The 15,085-nt window shown below is 53.6% G+C and carries 15 protein-coding genes; 8 read left to right on the top strand and 7 right to left on the bottom strand.

Features of this window, described 5'->3' with window-relative positions; all coding sequences use genetic code 11:
• Nucleotides 1-15 precede the first annotated feature (15 nt).
• The gene (gene purT / locus AC2FC2_RS22230; protein ID WP_490659924.1) at nt 16-1,194 is read right to left on the bottom strand and encodes a formate-dependent phosphoribosylglycinamide formyltransferase; all 1,179 of its coding nucleotides are present in this window, start codon (nt 1,192-1,194) and stop codon (nt 16-18) included.
• A 243-nt stretch (nt 1,195-1,437) separates the two neighbouring features.
• Between purT and dbpA the strand changes: the two genes are divergently transcribed.
• The 4 genes from dbpA (at nt 1,438) to yebF (ending at nt 4,010) form a co-directional block, all read left to right on the top strand.
• Complete coding sequence (gene dbpA, locus AC2FC2_RS22225; RefSeq protein WP_209634030.1) at nt 1,438-2,820, top strand: ATP-dependent RNA helicase DbpA; 1,383 nt, start codon at nt 1,438-1,440, stop codon at nt 2,818-2,820.
• Between the two features lie 88 nt (nt 2,821-2,908).
• Nucleotides 2,909-3,232: a YebG family protein gene (locus AC2FC2_RS22220; protein WP_209634028.1), complete on the top strand. Its 324-nt coding sequence runs from the start codon at nt 2,909-2,911 to the stop codon at nt 3,230-3,232.
• 39 nt (nt 3,233-3,271) lie between these two features.
• Nucleotides 3,272-3,580 carry a N(4)-acetylcytidine aminohydrolase gene (yqfB, locus tag AC2FC2_RS22215; protein ID WP_037419871.1) on the top strand — a complete coding sequence of 103 codons (309 nt, stop codon included), beginning with the start codon at nt 3,272-3,274 and terminating at the stop codon, nt 3,578-3,580.
• A 70-nt stretch (nt 3,581-3,650) separates the two neighbouring features.
• On the top strand, nt 3,651-4,010 hold the full coding sequence (gene yebF, locus AC2FC2_RS22210) for a protein YebF (RefSeq protein ID WP_490659923.1): 360 nt from the start codon (nt 3,651-3,653) through the stop codon (nt 4,008-4,010).
• Between the two features lie 89 nt (nt 4,011-4,099).
• Here yebF and AC2FC2_RS22205 read toward each other — a convergent pair whose 3' ends face one another.
• The 5 genes from AC2FC2_RS22205 to mdtH form a co-directional block, all read right to left on the bottom strand.
• Nucleotides 4,100-4,663, bottom strand: coding sequence for a lipoprotein (locus AC2FC2_RS22205; RefSeq protein WP_012145524.1), 564 nt, complete (start codon nt 4,661-4,663; stop codon nt 4,100-4,102).
• A gap of 137 nt (nt 4,664-4,800) precedes the next feature.
• Nucleotides 4,801-6,441, bottom strand: a complete 1,641-nt coding sequence (locus AC2FC2_RS22200; RefSeq protein WP_209634022.1) for an ABC1 kinase family protein — start codon at nt 6,439-6,441, stop codon at nt 4,801-4,803.
• Nucleotides 6,442-6,469: 28 nt separating this feature from the next.
• Nucleotides 6,470-7,117, bottom strand: coding sequence for a glutaredoxin 2 (grxB, locus tag AC2FC2_RS22195; RefSeq protein WP_265553666.1), 648 nt, complete (start codon nt 7,115-7,117; stop codon nt 6,470-6,472).
• A 129-nt stretch (nt 7,118-7,246) separates the two neighbouring features.
• Nucleotides 7,247-7,495, bottom strand: a complete 249-nt coding sequence (locus tag AC2FC2_RS22190) for a hypothetical protein (RefSeq protein ID WP_209634017.1) — start codon at nt 7,493-7,495, stop codon at nt 7,247-7,249.
• A gap of 86 nt (nt 7,496-7,581) precedes the next feature.
• Complete coding sequence (gene mdtH / locus AC2FC2_RS22185; protein WP_265553664.1) at nt 7,582-8,787, bottom strand: multidrug efflux MFS transporter MdtH; 1,206 nt, start codon at nt 8,785-8,787, stop codon at nt 7,582-7,584.
• Between the two features lie 345 nt (nt 8,788-9,132).
• Here mdtH and rimJ point away from each other — a divergent pair, with 345 nt between their 5' ends.
• From rimJ to murJ, 4 genes are all read left to right on the top strand, one after another.
• Nucleotides 9,133-9,717: a ribosomal protein S5-alanine N-acetyltransferase gene (gene rimJ, locus AC2FC2_RS22180; RefSeq protein ID WP_037419996.1), complete on the top strand. Its 585-nt coding sequence runs from the start codon at nt 9,133-9,135 to the stop codon at nt 9,715-9,717.
• A gap of 9 nt (nt 9,718-9,726) precedes the next feature.
• Nucleotides 9,727-10,371, top strand: a complete 645-nt coding sequence (locus AC2FC2_RS22175) for a DUF480 domain-containing protein (protein WP_490308200.1) — start codon at nt 9,727-9,729, stop codon at nt 10,369-10,371.
• Nucleotides 10,364-11,284, top strand: a complete 921-nt coding sequence (locus tag AC2FC2_RS22170) for a Gfo/Idh/MocA family protein (protein ID WP_490659922.1) — start codon at nt 10,364-10,366, stop codon at nt 11,282-11,284. Before AC2FC2_RS22175 ends, AC2FC2_RS22170 begins: the two co-directional genes overlap by 8 nt.
• A gap of 122 nt (nt 11,285-11,406) precedes the next feature.
• Nucleotides 11,407-12,942: a murein biosynthesis integral membrane protein MurJ gene (murJ, locus tag AC2FC2_RS22165; protein WP_037419854.1), complete on the top strand. Its 1,536-nt coding sequence runs from the start codon at nt 11,407-11,409 to the stop codon at nt 12,940-12,942.
• Between the two features lie 74 nt (nt 12,943-13,016).
• On the opposite strand, the gene argS is transcribed toward murJ, so the two are convergent.
• On the bottom strand, nt 13,017-14,747 hold the full coding sequence (gene argS, locus AC2FC2_RS22160) for an arginine--tRNA ligase (RefSeq protein ID WP_490659921.1): 1,731 nt from the start codon (nt 14,745-14,747) through the stop codon (nt 13,017-13,019).
• Nucleotides 14,748-15,085 lie beyond the last annotated feature (338 nt).

The raw sequence follows: 15,085 nt of genomic DNA, 5'->3' as shown, positions 1-15,085 counted from the left end.
GCCGGCCCCAAAGAATTACCCTTCAACCACGACCGCCGCCGCAGCCTGTTTGGCTGATTCTACCGCCAGCGCTATGTTTTCTGCCGTAGCCAGCGCGACACCCATCCGACGTTGACCGTCAATGTCCGGTTTACCGAATAAACGCAGTTGGTTGTGACCGACCAGCGCGTGGTCCAGACCGCTGAAACGCAGGTCACGGCTGGTCAACTGTGGCAGAATGACTGCGGATGCCGAAGGCCCGAACTGGCGGATCGCACCAATGGGCAGACCCAGGAAAGCGCGAACGTGCAGGGCGAACTCGGACAGATCTTGCGAAATCAAGGTCACCATGCCGGTATCATGCGGCCGTGGGGACACTTCGCTGAAAATAACCTCGTCCCCACACACAAACAGTTCTACACCGAACAGACCAAAACCCCCCAATGCTTTCACCACGTTTTCCGCAATCGCCTGCGCACGGCTCAACGCCAGATCGCTCATCTGTTGAGGTTGCCATGATTCGCGGTAATCCCCATCTTCCTGGCGATGGCCGATTGGCGCACAGAAATGCACGCCATCAATTGCACTGATGGTGAGCAGGGTGATTTCAAAGTCGAACTCCACCAGACCTTCGACAATCACTTTACCGCCCCCGGCACGGCCACCCTGTTGGGCATACTCCCAGGCTGCGTTTAGCTGTTCCGGACGGCGGATCAGGCTTTGGCCTTTGCCGGATGAACTCATGACCGGCTTGATGATGCAGGGATAGCCGATGTCATCGACAGCCTGCTGGAATGTCACTTTGTCATCAGCAAACCGATAAGGCGAGGTGGGCAGACCGAGCGTTTCTGCGGCCAAGCGGCGGATGCCTTCGCGGTTCATGGTCAGTCGCGTTGCCTCGGCGCAGGGCACCACATGGTGTCCTTGCTGTTCCAGCTCAACCAGCATGCTGGTGGCAATGGCTTCGATCTCTGGCACGATATAGTCAGGACGTTCCTGTTCAATCACGGCTTTCAGCGCGTTGCCGTCCAGCATGTTAATAACGTGGCTGCGGTGTGCCACGTGCATGGCGGGAGCATCGGCGTAGCGATCAACAGCGATCACTTCCAGTCCCAAACGCTGGCATTCGATGGCAACTTCTTTACCCAGCTCGCCGGAGCCGAGCAGCATAACGCGGGTGGCGGAGGGGCGCAGGGCGGTTCCAATAGTTAACATAGTCTCGTACCTGGATCTGTGGAGTGTAAAGCGGTCTGATAATGGGCGTGCAGTATATACGAAAACGTTTGCGTATGCAGCCGAAGGCCAACCTATTGCTGCCACCGCCGCCAAAACCCGCAAGTGGCGGCTTTTTTTATGTGTGAAATCCGTAATCCCCCCTATCTCTGTTATCATCTGCGGTTAATTCGGTGCTGCCCATGGGCGCGCCGCCATTCCATTTGCCATATAAGAGTTATCGCCGTGAGCACAGTTTCTTTTTCTTCCCTGCCGCTGCCAGCCGAACAGTTGGCCAACCTCAACGAATTGGGGTATGCCGAAATGACACCGGTGCAGGCTGCTGCATTGCCCGCCATCCTGAAAGGGCAGGACGTACGTGCCAAAGCAAAAACCGGCAGCGGTAAAACGGCGGCATTCGGCATCGGCCTGCTGGATAAAATTAACGTTGCCCAAGTGGCTGCGCAGGCGCTAATCCTGTGCCCGACACGTGAACTGGCGGACCAGGTGAGCAAAGAGCTGCGCCGTCTTGCCCGCTTCACTCAAAACATCAAAATTTTGACCCTGTGTGGTGGCCAGCCTATGGGGCCACAGCTCGACTCCCTGGTGCATGCACCGCATATTGTCGTGGGGACACCGGGGCGTATTCAGGAACACCTGCGTAAGAAAACGCTGGTGTTGGACGAACTGAAAGTGCTGGTCTTGGACGAAGCCGACCGCATGCTGGACATGGGTTTTGCCGATGACATCGACGATGTGATCAGCTATACGCCGCCGCAACGTCAGACGCTACTGTTCTCGGCAACCTATCCGAGCGGTATTGAACGCATCAGTGCCCGCGTACAGCGCAATCCGTTAAATGTGGAAGTGGACGACGGTGAAGAACAAACCACCATCGAACAACGTTTCTATGAAACCACCCGCGATCAGCGCCCAGCGGTGTTGGTGTCGGCCATTCGTCATTATCAACCGTCTTCCTGCGTGGTGTTCTGTAACACTAAACGTGATTGCCAGAGCGTATATGAAGCGCTGGAAGCGCGAGGCATAAACGTATTGGCGCTGCATGGCGATCTGGAACAGCGCGATCGCGATCAGGTTCTGGTGCGCTTTGCCAACCGTAGCTGCCGTGTACTGGTGGCGACCGACGTTGCTGCACGCGGTCTGGACATTAAAGAGCTGGAACTGGTTGTCAATTATGAACTGGCATTTGATCCCGAAGTGCATGTACACCGTATAGGTCGTACCGGCCGCGCTGGCCTGAGCGGCCTGGCAATTAGCCTGTGCACACCGCAGGAAATGGCGCGAGCGCATGCGATTGAAGAGTATTTGCAGATACGAGTTAACTGGGCACCGGTGTCTGAACTGAGTGGCGCGAGCCATACGACACTTGAAGCCGAGATGGTCACCTTGTGTATCGACGGTGGGCGTAAGGCCAAAATCCGTCCTGGTGACATTCTTGGTGCCTTGACCGGCGACGCCGGGTTAACGGCAGCAGAAGTGGGCAAGATAGACATGTTCCCCGTGCATGCTTATGTGGCGATCCGCAAGGCGAGCGCCCGTAAGGCACTGCAACAGCTCACACAGGGTAAAATCAAGGGTAAGAACTGCAAGGTGCGGTTGTTGAAATAAATCACGTCAGGGGTGCACTTGCATCCCTGCGTAAAATCACCTTATACTGTATAAAATTACAGTATTCTAACCTTTGAGGAATGCGCATATGGCAGTTGAAGTTCACTATGTGGTGGTGAGAAACGGTGAGGAAAAGATGACTTTCGCAACCAAGAAAGAAGCCGATGCTTACGACAAAATGCTGGATCTGGCCGACAGCCTTGGTGAATGGTTGCAACAGGCGCCATTGAGCCTGGATGACGAGCAACGTGAAGGGCTGAGTTTCTTCCTGGCGGAGAATAAAGACGTGCTGGGGCAAATCCTGCGCGGCGCCGCGCCGGTGGAAACACCGAAGAAACCGGCCAAAGTTAAAGCGGAAAAACCTGTCGCTACCACAAAAGAGGGATCTGCGTCAGAAAAGCAGGCAGCATAATGACTTATGTTGCGGCAATGTGATGAAAAAGGATCTAGAATGAGCCGTGAAATAACTTTCTTCAGTCGCTTTGAACAAGACATCTTGGCCGGTCTCAAGACCATCACCATTCGGGATGCCAGTGAATCTCACTTTCAACCCGGTGAGGTCTTACGTGTTAGCCGTAATGAAGACAACGTATTCTTTTGCATGATTGAAGTCCTGTCAGTCACGCCGGTACGGCTGGATGCGTTAACCGAGCTGCATGCTCGGCAGGAAAACATGTCGCTCAGCGAGCTGAAGCAGGTGATCAAGGAAATCTATCCGGGGCTGGATGAGCTGTTTGTCATCACCTTCGCGAAGCGCTGATCTTTCGCCAGACCAGTTGTGAGCCAAGGGCAAATGCCTGCGGATAGCGTAAATCACAACTGGAGGGAATATGAGAACAACAGGTCTGAGTTTAGCCGTAGCACTGTTGGCCATGGCAGGTTTAACCACGACGGTGCTGGCGCAAGAGCAACGTAGCGCCAAAGTGGCGCAATGCGCGGGTCTGCAACCGGCAGACGTTGCTGCACAGGTGAAACGCGATTATCTACAAAACCGCATTACACGCTGGGAATCGGATAAAAAGCTGCTGGGTACCGCTACCCCGATCGCATGGGTAAGCCCAGACGCTATTTCCGGCAAAGATGCCGTCTGGCAGGTGCCGTTGACAGTACGCGGCACTAAGCAGGATAAAACCTACAACGTCACCCTCGACTGCAATGCGGGCAAAATCACCTACAGTGAACCACAGTAATACCCGATTTCTGGCGGTGTCGTTTACGTTTGCCTGCCTGAAAATATTAAGCCCGCCTTATTCAGCGGGCTGTTTGTTCCAGGCTAGTGTTAGTCAGTAAATGGGATGACCAATTCACCCGGTTTTACTTCCAATCCTTTGGCCAGTTTCTTGGCCATTGCCTCTGTTTTACTGTTGTCCGGGTTCAGAACGTAGGCCGGTTTTTGATCAAAATAGGATTTTAGCGACTGATTCAGATACGGCGTCAGCGCTTTCATCACTGTCTGCATTTTCTCCGGCTGCACGCTATAGTCAGTCAATTCCATGTCCTTCAGGAATACCGCGCCTTGCTCACGATCATAGACCGGTTGTGCTTTCAGCGTTAGCTTCAAATCTGCCGTCTGCGGGCCGAGAATCGAGGTAATATTCACTTTCGCATCGCCAGAAAGGGTAACCTTGCCGGGTTCACTGCGGCCAATTTGGCTCTGCAATTGAGTCAGTACGATATTGGCGTCCAGCAACCCCGGCACACCGATCTGCTTTTGGTAATCGTTATGTTTTTGCAGGTAGTCGTTCACTTCTTGCTCGCTGAGCGTGTACTGGGTCAGCTGATTGCAACCGACCAATGCGCCGACGAACGCCAGGGCAGCAACACCCATTAAAATCTTCTTCATAAGTACTCACATGTAAGGGGCGACTAAAGCGCCCTGATTGCTATGGGCGCAGTATACAGCGCTCATTCCGGAACCTGGGATAATATTGATAGTGCGCGGGAAATCTGACATGACCTATCGGATAACGCTGAAATTGTTTAGCGCCGCAGACGCAGCACCAACAACAACACGCCACCAAGACAGGCCAGTGCACCCAGTGCAGGAAACAGCGGGATGCCCCATAGGTGCACCGATGATTGCATCAGGAAAGGTGCCAGGCCGAGAGCGAAGGCGGCGGTGACGATGGCTATGGCCAGCGTGACGGCGGCCCGTTCCAATGCTTTGCTCAGCTGATCAATGTTCTTGAGGTTGATGTCGGCGCTGAGCTGACCGCGCTTCAGCCGACGCATTAACAGGCGTAGCGTCTGCGGGAGTTCTTCACCTGCGTCGAGTGCCTCACCGCCCAGTGCCAGCATGCGTCGCCGCACCGCTTCTGGGGCGTAACGTTGCAACATGACCTGTTGCAGCATGGGTTTTAGGGTCGCGATGATATCGAAGTTGGGATCTAAGCGGTGCAGTACACCATCTGCGGTGATTAAGGCCTTGAACAACAGCACCAGATCCGGCGGTAGCGCCAGCTGATGTTCGCGTGCCATTACCAGCAAATCAGCCAGCGCCTTGCCCAACGTTAAGGTGGCAGAGGCTTGCTTATCGAGAAAGTTTTGGGCCGCCAACTCCAGATCCAGAAGATCCAAAGGATCGCTGTCTGACCAGGCGATCAAGGTATTGACGATCCCTCCGGATTCCCTTTCAGCAATGGCTTGCAGCAACAGCAATAGCTGATTGCGTCGCCGTTCGGAAAGCTGGCCGACCATGCCAAAGTCGATAAAGCCGACACGGTTATCCGCCAGGGCCATAACGTTGCCCGGATGCGGATCGGCGTGATAGAGACGGTGCTCCAGCACCATTTTCATAAAGGCCTGAGCGCCGCGTCGTGCGAGCAGCGGGCCATCGAAGCCTGCCGCTGCCAGTTGTTGCGGATTTTCCGGTGCTATACCGGGCAAAAATTGCTGCACTAGCAGGCGCTTTGACGACAGCGGCCAATAAATTTTCGGGATGACGACATCGGGTTGCTGTGCAAACTGTTGGGCGACCCGCTCACAGTTATTGCCTTCGTGAGTCAGATCCAGTTCATGATTAAGTGCGGTTGCCAGCGCTCGTACCATCTGACGTGGTCGATAACGAGCCAATGCCGGACTTTGCTGCTCTACGGTTTCCGCCAAATAGGCCAGAAGGCGCAAATCGGCATGAATGGTTTTCGCCAGGCCGGGGCGCAGCACTTTGATCACCACGGCTTCACCACTGTGCAGCCGGGCACGGTAAATTTGCGCCATTGATGCAGCCGCCAGAGGCACGTCGTCAAACTCAGCAAACAGGTTGTGAGGATCCCCACCCAAGTCCGCTGTAATTTGTGGCGCCAGTTCGCCCCAGGGTAAGGTGGCGGCTTGACTGTGCAGACGATCAAGTTCGTCAGTCCAACTTGAATCCAGCAAGTCTGAGCGAGTTGCCAGAATTTGGCCAAATTTGACAAAGGTGGGTCCGAGCGCTTCCAGTGCGGCGCGCAAACGCTGCGGCAATGTTTGGCTGTCTTGTGGCTGATTGCCCACGTCATTGCTGCCCAGCAGGGTGCTCAGGCCGAGCAGGCGAATGACATCTTGTAATCCGTAGCGGATGAGTACCGCAGAAATCTCTTTCAGCCTTGCCCGATCGCGGGCAGTGACGAGCACCATTTTTAACATTTGCGCGCTATATCCTTATTGCATGGGATTACTGTTCCATATCGAACAACAGCGGTATATCGCTACGCTGTGCCATACGGTTGCGATAGGCTTCCACGTTTTCCGGAAGTGTCAGCCCGGCGACGATCGACAACGAACGCAGCAGTGGGAACAGGTGAATATCGTCTTCAGACAGCGTACCCTTTACTGCTTCAGGGGAGACAATCAGCCTGGAAAGTGCCTGGAGGTCCGTTTCCAATTGGGCAATCAAATCGGCACTGTCACCGAGGTGCTTCGCAAAATTGCCGATTGCTGCCTGCTTTTTATCGGTGAAGTATTGGCGTGCACCGTCAGTGGCGAATTCTTCGAAGTCAGCATTGGCAAAACGGGGCAGCAATAAGTAAAGGCTATAGCTGCCGACGCGCTGCAACCAGTCGGCGATCGCTGGGTTGGTTTTCCCCGTCAACAGCGGTTTGCCATCAAGATTATCGACGTAGTGCACGATATCCATGCTTTCAGGCAGATAGCTGCCGTCATCTTTTTGCAAGATAGGGGCCATTTTCTTGCCAATCATACTGACAGGCGTCGCTTCATCATCGCTGAGTAAGGTGACCAGGCGAACGGGCAGGTTTTTCAGGCCGAAAATCATGCGGGCTTTAACGCAGAATGGGCAATGATCGTAGATAAACAGTTTCATGCTTGCTCCGGTTGTCAGGTTTTAATAGCAATAGTTATCACAGCATACTGAGGCTGTCGCGAAGAGTTCTTGCTGGAAGGTGCGTTATTGTTGTTTGATCCGCGCATTTAGCGCGGATCAATGCGGGGATTATTTTTTTGTCGGGACGGAATTAATCACTTCTATCAGATGCATTCGCGCCTCTTCCAAATCGATTTTATCACGCTCGGTGGTGGCATTGACGATCTGCAGTTGTTTGACAATGTCATTTTTCAGGCCGGCATTCTCGGCAATAATGTGGGCCAGCGCCTTTTCTACCAATGTTGAGCGCGCGTAAAGCATACGCAGATTCAGCACCATGTGTTCCAGCAACTGCGGTAATTTGTTTTCATCACTCATCGCCAACGTCTCCCGTTTGTGTTTTTACTATCAGGATAGCAGCTGTGAGAAATTCGGCTGATTTTCTGGCAACTTAGAGAAAAAACTCAGCCTCCGCGCACAATCGCAGTGGTGGCACCCCGTGGGCTGAACTGCCAATAAAGCGCAAACAGGGTAATAAAACCGACAATGCCAAGCAGGATCCACGGCAGTTCTGGCATGTTCATCGCGTGACCGGTGTCATACATCCAACCACCGCCGGTGTAACCCAACGCGCCACCCAGCGCCAACCCGAGGCGACTGAACCCCATATAGCTCCCGCGTGCCCGCGGATCTGCCAGCGAGGCACTCAGGGTTTCACGTGCCGGTTCGGCGATGATTGAGCCGAGATAGAAACAGCAAATCAACGTAAAGACGCCCTGCAGACTGGTTGCCAACCCCACTGGCAGCAGGCTGAGCGTCATCAGCAGAAGGCCAGCCATCAGCCGTTGTTCCAGGCGGAAACGTTTCTCGCTCCAGCGTGCCAATGGATAAAGCAGTGACAGCGACAGCGCAGCTTCAATGGCATACATCCACTTTACCGCGGTCGGTGAACCGGCGATTTCATTAACGACGATGGGCAGCATCAGCATGACCTGTACCGACAGCATGTAATACCCGGTAAGTGTCAATACGTAGGTAAGGAAACGGCGATCGCGCAACACGCGCATCATGCCTTCCTTCATCGGCGTGCGTACGGTGGAAATGCGGTACGCAGGCAATAACCAGGCGTTCCAGCCCGCTGCCAGTACAAAAATGGCTGCGCCGACCCAGCAGACAAAATGGAAATCGTATTGCAGCAGCCAACTGCCGATCAAGGCACCAATCACCGCGCCAGCGCTGTCTTGCATCATCAAGAGGGAGTAAAAGCGGCCGCGCTCATGTGGACGGGTGAGCTTAATGACCAACGCAGTGCGTGGTGGGTCAAACAGCGTGCCGCCGAGGGCGGAAAGGGCGCAAGAAAACCAGAGCAACCAGGGCTGATCGGCCATTGCCATCGTCGCGAAGCCTGCGGCGCGCATCAGCATACCGGTGACAATCATCGGTTTGGCGCCAAATCGGTCGGCGATCGCACCACCGAAGATCCCCAAACCTTGTTGGATTAACTGCCGTAAACCTAGCGCAGCGCCGACCACGACGGCCGCCCAGCCAAGCTGATCGACAAAGCGGATCGAAATAAGTGGAAAGACCACAAAGAAGCCTAAAACCACCAACAGGTTATCGAGTAATAGAAAATATTTACCCAAGCTCCGAGCTTGCGATACCAGAGACATGCTTCACCACGAGCAATTAAGAGGGAGAGGAGTGCGACCGCTCTAGTTTGTACCCAATCCAGGATTGCCGATAGGGGCGGGGTAGATAATATTTTTTTATCGTCAATACGTTACCTGCGCGGCAAAACCGCACAAAAATAGCCGTAAAATGGCCAATCGCTTATTTACTGAGCTGTCTGGGTTTTACCTCCTGGGCTGGCTGCGGTTATATTAAATGAGGGTATATGCGGTTCTGCGCTGGTCGTTAAGACATAATGATTCAGGATAAGTCTGCCGCAGGATTATTATCCGGACATGCGCCCAATAAATACTTCTTATCGAACCGTTCTGACTGCGGGGGAAATGATGTTTGGCTACCGCTCTGCATCACCAAAAGTACGCCTCACCACCGATCGGATGGTCGTCCGTTTAGTTCATGAACGCGACGCTTACCGGTTAGCGGAATACTATGCCGAAAATCGTGCATTTCTCAAACCCTGGGAGCCCGTGCGTGATGAAAGCCACTGTTATCCATCCGGATGGCAGGCGCGGCTGGGAATGATCACCGAAATGCAAAAGCAGGGCAGCGCCTACTATTTTATCCTGCTTGATCCCGACGAACATGAAGTGCAAGGCGTGGCGAACTTCAGCAACGTGCTGCGCGGTTCGTTTCATGCTTGTTTCCTCGGCTATTCATTAGCTGAGAAATGGCAGGGACAAGGACTGATGTACGAGGCGTTGCAGTCCGCTATCCGTTATATGCTGCGTCAGCAACGTATGCACCGCATCATGGCTAACTATATGCCGCATAATCAGCGCAGCGGTGCATTGTTGACCCGGTTAGGGTTTGAACGTGAAGGTTATGCCAAGGATTATCTGCTGATCGACGGGCAGTGGCGGGATCACGTATTGACCGCATTAACCAATAAAGAATGGCTACCGCCACGCTGAGGCCAAACAATGAAATATGAATTAAGCGCTAAAGAAGCCAGAGTGATCGGCTGCCTGTTGGAAAAGCAGGTCACGACGCCAGATCAGTATCCCCTTTCCCTTAATGGCATTACGTTGGCCTGTAACCAGAAAACCAACCGTGAACCTGTGATGGATCTGGCGGAAAATGACGTGCAGCAACTCCTTGATCTGCTCCTGAAGAAGCATTTCTTACGGACATTAAGTGGGTTCGGTAATCGGGTCGTTAAATATGAACACCGTTTCTGCAATTCAGAGTTCGGTCAGTTAAAGCTGTCTGCGGCAGAATTGGCGATAATCACGACGTTATTGCTGCGTGGCGCCCAAACGCCCGGTGAGCTCCGCACCCGTACCAATCGCATGCATGAATTTAATGACGTCACTGAAGTGGAACAGGTGCTGGCCAATTTGAGCGCCCGTGAAGATGGCCCCTTTGTGGTGCGTCTGGCGCGGGAGCCGGGCAAACGTGAAAGCCGGTTCATGCATTTGTTCTGTGGCCAAATCGATGAGGCACCTGCTGAGGTGTTACCGTCTGAAGAGACAGAATTGCACGAACGCGTAACTGCGCTGGAACACGAAGTGGCGCAGCTCAAACAACAATTGCAGGCGTTATTGGCTCGGGGTGCAGATGAGTAAATTGCGCGTTGGTGTTGTGGGGTTGGGAGGGATTGCTCAAAAAGCCTATTTACCGCTCCTCAGCCAGGCGGTGGACTGGGTTTTGGTGGGCGGTTTCTCTCCCAATCAACAAAAAGCACAGCCAATATGTGACAGCTACCGTATGGCCTGTTTCTCGGGGTTAGACAGTCTGGCACAGCAATGCGATGCGGTGTTTGTTCACAGCAGTACCGCCAGCCATTTTCAGGTGATCGGTGAATTGTTGCGTCATGGCGTTCACGTTTATGTCGATAAACCGTTGGCCGAAACCGTGGAGCAGGGGGAGCAACTGATTGCCCTGGCAGAAAAACAGGGTAAAGCGCTGATGGTAGGGTTTAACCGCCGTTTTGCACCCTTGTATCAACAACTGAAACAAGACATGTGTCAACCTGCGTCGATCCGCATGGAAAAACACCGTGCGGACAGCGTTGGGCCCAATAATATGCGGTTTACCTTGCTGGATGACTATCTGCATGTGGTGGATACCGCATTATGGTTGGGCGGCGGCGCTGTGCAGTTGCTCGGCGGTTGCCTGCGTGGCACAGAGCGCGGTGAGCTGTTATATGCCGAGCATCATTTTGAATGTGGTGAAACACAGATAACTACCAGTATGCATCGCCGTGCTGGCAGCCAACGCGAAAGTGTGCAGGCAGTGTCGGATGGCGCGGTATATCAGTTGAACGATATGCGTCAGTGGTGGCGTGAAGACGCCCAAGGCGTTTTGGAACAACCGGCCCCGGGGTGGCAAATCACGCTGGCGCAACGGGGTTTTGACGGTGCGGTTCGCCATTTTATCGCTTCTGTGAGTAATCACACTGCACCAGAAACGGCTGGAGAGCAGGCCATTGTCGCCCAACGGGTGATTGAAACGCTGCTGCGTGATGCCGGTTTGTAAGATAACTCTATGTAACATATGGCGGTAGCTATTCTGCTGCGGATGGGTAAACTGAGCCGATAGTTTTACTGACGCCTGCTGATGCAGGCGTCAACATTTACAGGGCGTATCAGAAAAACCACATGAACCTACTAAAATCACTGGCAGCCGTCAGCTCTATGACGATGTTCTCACGGGTGCTGGGCTTTGCCCGTGACGCGATCGTGGCGCGGGTGTTTGGTGCCGGTATGGCAACAGATGCCTTCTTCGTGGCATTCAAGCTTCCCAACCTATTGCGGCGTATTTTTGCCGAGGGGGCGTTTTCCCAAGCTTTTGTACCTATCCTGGCCGAATATAAAAGTCAGCAGGGGGAAGAGGCTACACGTACTTTCATTGCCTACGTTTCAGGTCTGTTAACGTTGGTGTTGGCGCTGGTGACGGTGCTTGGTATGTTGGCGGCCCCTTGGGTGATTTACATTACCGCGCCGGGCTTTGTCGACTCACCGGACAAGTTCGCTCTGACGTCATCGCTGTTGCGCGTCACCTTTCCGTATATTCTGCTGATCTCGCTGGCTTCATTGGTCGGTTCGATACTCAATACCTGGAACCGCTTTTCGATCCCCGCTTTTGCGCCGACGCTGCTGAACGTGAGCATGATAGGCTTTGCGCTATTTGCCGCGCCTTACTTCAATCCTCCGGTCATGGCACTGGCCTGGGCGGTGGTGGTCGGCGGGGTGCTGCAACTGGGTTACCAGCTCCCACATCTGAAGAAGATTGGCATGTTGGTGCTGCCGCGTCTCAAGCTCGGCGATGCCGGTGTATGGCGGGTAATGCGTCAGATGGGACCCGCAATTTTTGGCGTCTCCGTGAGCCAAATCTCGCTGATAATCAACACCATTTTCGCCTCATTTCTGGTCTCTGGTTCGGTATCCTGGATGTATTATGCGGACCGTCTGATGGAGTTTCCTTCTGGCGTGTTGGGCGTGGCACTGGGCACGATTTTGCTGCCGTCGTTGGCAAAAAGTTTCTCTAGCGGTAATCACGACGAGTATTCCCGATTAATGGACTGGGGGCTGCGTCTGTGCTTCCTGTTGGCGTTGCCGAGTGCCATTGCACTGGGTATTTTGGCCAAACCGTTGACGGTATCGCTGTTCCAGTACGGCAAGTTCAGCGCCTTCGATGCCGCGATGACGCAGCGCGCATTGGTCGCCTATTCGGTGGGCTTGATGGGGTTAATTGTGGTGAAGGTATTGGCCCCCGGTTTTTATTCGCGTCAGGACATCAAAACGCCGGTTAAAATCGCCATTATCACGTTGATTTTGACCCAGGTGATGAACCTGATGTTTATTGGCCCGTTGAAACATGCAGGCCTTTCACTGTCGATCGGTTTGGGCGCCTGCCTTAATGCCTCACTGCTCTACTGGCAATTGCGTAAGCAGAAGATTTTCCACCCGCAGCCGGGCTGGGCAATGTTCTTGACCAAGTTGGTGATTGCGGTGATTGTGATGTCAGCGGTATTGGTTTGTGTGATGTGGCTGATGCCTGCCTGGGATCAAGGCAATATGCTTGAGCGTTTATTGCGTCTGTCGCTGGTGGTTGTCGCCGGTGTCGTGGCCTACTTTGGTGTATTGGGGGGATTGGGTTTCCGTCCACGCGACTTTGCCCGCCGAGTGGCATAAGCAGAGATTCCCCGTTTTCAACGCGTAAAAAAGGGTCGCCTCGGCGACCCTTTTGCGTATTCAGCGCGGATGGCTTACATACGCTCGACGGTTTCGATACCCAGTGTATCCAACCCGGCTTTCAGCGTCTTCGCGGTCAGTAAGGCCAGTTTCAGGCGGCTTTGACGAGCTTCTTCGCTGTCTGCGTTCAGGATCTGACAGTGCTCATAGAAGCTGGAGAACAGGCCCGCCAAGTCGTACAGGTAGCTACACATCACGTGTGGTGTGCCGTCACGTGCTACGGTGGTGATGACTTCTTCAAACTGCAGAAGGCGTGTCGCCAATGCAATCTCGCGTTCTTCCGTCATTACCAACGGCAGGGTCAGATTGCTTTCGTCGACGCCGGCACGTTTAAATACGGAAGAGACACGGGTATAGGCATACTGCATATAAGGCGCGGTATTACCTTCGAACGCCAGCATGTTGTCCCAGTCGAAGATATAATCGGTGGTACGGCTTTTTGACAGGTCGGCATACTTCACCGCACCGATGCCAACGGCATTGGCCAGGTTTTGCATTTCTTCTGCGGGCATGTCCGGGTTTTTCTCGGCGATCAGCTTAGCGGCACGATCGACGGCCTCATCCAGCAGATCAGACAGTTTTACCGTGCCCCCTGAACGGGTTTTGAACGGCTTGCCGTCTTTACCCAACATCATGCCGAACATGTGGTGTTCGAGCGAGAGAGAGTCCGGGATATAACCGGCTTTACGCACGATGGTCCAGGCCTGCATCAAATGCTGGTGCTGACGCGAGTCGATGTAATACAGCACCCGATCGGCGCCCAGCGTCTCATAGCGGTATTTAGCACAGGCAATATCGGTAGTGGTGTACAGGTAGCCGCCATCTTTCTTCTGGATGATGACGCCCATAGGCTCGCCGTCTTTATTTTTGTATTCATCGAGGAATACCACGGTTGCGCCTTCGCTTTCTACTGCCAGCCCCTTAGCCTTGAGATCGGCGACGATGCCAGGCAGCATCGCGTTATACAGGCTTTCGCCCATGACATCGTCTTCGGTCAGGGTCACGTTCAGCCGGTTATAGGTCAGCTGATTTTGCGCCATGGTGATGTCGACCAATTTACGCCACATTTTCAGGCAGTATTGATCGCCACCTTGTAATTTAACGACGTAGGCGCGCGCGCGCTCGGCGAACTCTGCGTCTTCGTCATAGTGCTTTTTCGCTTCACGATAGAACTGTTCCAGGTCAGACAGATCCATATCGCTGGCGTTTTCGTTCTGCATTTTTTCCAGATAGGCAATCAACATGCCGAACTGGGTGCCCCAGTCGCCGACGTGGTTGGCGCGGATCACTTTATGGCCCAAAAACTCCTGCGTACGTGCAGCAGCGTCACCGATAATGGTGGAACGCAGATGGCCGACGTGCATTTCTTTCGCCACGTTAGGGGCTGAGTAGTCGATAACGATGGTTTGCTGTTTGACAGGGGCAATATCCAGTTTTGGCGCACTCAATACGCGGTCGGTTTGCTGTGCGACCCAAGCGCTGTTCAGGAAGATATTGATAAAGCCTGGACCGGCGATTTCCACTTTGCTGGCGATGTCGCCGAGCTCAAGGAGCTGCACCACTTTTTCTGCCAATTGGCGGGGTGGCATGCCAAGTTTCTTGGCAACGGACATCACACCATTGGCCTGATAGTCACCAAACTGTGCTTTTGCTGACTGACGGACCTGCGCTTCGCAATCGGCTGGCGCGCCTGCGGCAATCAGCGCCTGGCTGACTTTATCTGAAAGAAGAACCTGAATATTCACCGGGTTACCTTAATGACGAACGAGGGGCCGTGTGCCATGCCCCTACGGGATTCAAAGGTGGTTTTCTGGCTGCACGTCAAGACGGCGGCCCACCACAAAACAGCCTGTAATTGTAACCGATTTGAGGGAGGACGTCAGCAGTTGGCGAGGGATAAGCTGAAAGTCGCGGAGCGCTAAATGAGAGGAGTAAACGGATAAAAAAAGAGAGGGAATGAAGATAACAAAATAGGCAAAGCTAGTGCCTTTTGTTCCGACGACCACCGTCTAACGTGTTATTGCGGCGTGATTTGAAATGACGGAATATTGCGTATGCGGCAATAACTATCAATAGCAGGGAC

The sequence above is a fragment of the Serratia sp. CoH_122_TC_1 genome (genome assembly GCF_058191755.1).
The sequence above is the reverse complement of the archived record's forward strand: the minus strand, read 5'-3'. Positions and strand labels throughout refer to the sequence as shown.

Coding starts and splice junctions, on each gene's coding strand:
- purT (WP_490659924.1), bottom strand. CDS start 1,194: ATGTTAACTATTGGAACCGCCCTGCGCCCCTCCGCCACCCGCGTTATG.
- AC2FC2_RS22220 (WP_209634028.1), top strand. CDS start 2,909: ATGGCAGTTGAAGTTCACTATGTGGTGGTGAGAAACGGTGAGGAAAAG.
- yqfB (WP_037419871.1), top strand. CDS start 3,272: ATGAGCCGTGAAATAACTTTCTTCAGTCGCTTTGAACAAGACATCTTG.
- yebF (WP_490659923.1), top strand. CDS start 3,651: ATGAGAACAACAGGTCTGAGTTTAGCCGTAGCACTGTTGGCCATGGCA.
- AC2FC2_RS22205 (WP_012145524.1), bottom strand. CDS start 4,663: ATGAAGAAGATTTTAATGGGTGTTGCTGCCCTGGCGTTCGTCGGCGCA.
- AC2FC2_RS22200 (WP_209634022.1), bottom strand. CDS start 6,441: ATGTTAAAAATGGTGCTCGTCACTGCCCGCGATCGGGCAAGGCTGAAA.
- grxB (WP_265553666.1), bottom strand. CDS start 7,117: ATGAAACTGTTTATCTACGATCATTGCCCATTCTGCGTTAAAGCCCGC.
- AC2FC2_RS22190 (WP_209634017.1), bottom strand. CDS start 7,495: ATGAGTGATGAAAACAAATTACCGCAGTTGCTGGAACACATGGTGCTG.
- mdtH (WP_265553664.1), bottom strand. CDS start 8,787: ATGTCTCTGGTATCGCAAGCTCGGAGCTTGGGTAAATATTTTCTATTA.
- rimJ (WP_037419996.1), top strand. CDS start 9,133: ATGTTTGGCTACCGCTCTGCATCACCAAAAGTACGCCTCACCACCGAT.
- AC2FC2_RS22175 (WP_490308200.1), top strand. CDS start 9,727: ATGAAATATGAATTAAGCGCTAAAGAAGCCAGAGTGATCGGCTGCCTG.
- AC2FC2_RS22170 (WP_490659922.1), top strand. CDS start 10,364: ATGAGTAAATTGCGCGTTGGTGTTGTGGGGTTGGGAGGGATTGCTCAA.
- murJ (WP_037419854.1), top strand. CDS start 11,407: ATGAACCTACTAAAATCACTGGCAGCCGTCAGCTCTATGACGATGTTC.